Annotated in this window: 1 pseudogene; it reads right to left on the minus strand. The window is 68.3% G+C overall.

What is annotated here, in order from left to right:
- Nucleotides 1-521 (minus strand): annotated as a pseudogene (locus ABTU92_RS29185) (MFS transporter); the annotation flags it as partial.

Consider the following 521-nt stretch of genomic DNA (forward strand, 5'->3'; position numbering starts at 1 on the left):
CGATGCCGAACAGCACCAGGCCGACCAGCACCGGGCCGGCGCTCCAGTCGTTGCGGACCACGAAGGCGAGCCAGACCAGCGCCACCGTGCACAACGCGAAGCCGCCGCGACCGATCTGGCGCGGCGTCAGCCGCTTGTAGAACTTCACGATCAGCATCGCCGAGAAGAAGACGGTGAGGTTGAACGGCATCATGGCGATCGCGGTGGCGAGCGGCGATCGCCCCTGCACGATCTGGATGTAGAGCGGGACCGAGAAGTTCAGCATCGCCTCGAGCGCGACGACCGCGAACATGGCGTAGACGGCGGCGCGCTCCTGCGCCGAGCCGATCACCTCCAGCGCGAGCAGCGGCGTCTTGCCGGCCTGCTGTCGCGCATAGGTCCAGCGCACGAAGGCGAAGCCGAGCATGATGCCGACGACGATCAGGGCCGGCGCCGGCGAGAAGCCGGCGAGATCGAACGGCGCGCCGGGCGTCGCGACGGCCAGTCCCCAGCGGTTGAGGTTGTTGAACCCGAAGCTGATC

This window comes from Rhodoplanes sp. SY1 (assembly GCF_046000175.1).
Classification (GTDB): Bacteria; Pseudomonadota; Alphaproteobacteria; order Rhizobiales; family Xanthobacteraceae; genus Rhodoplanes.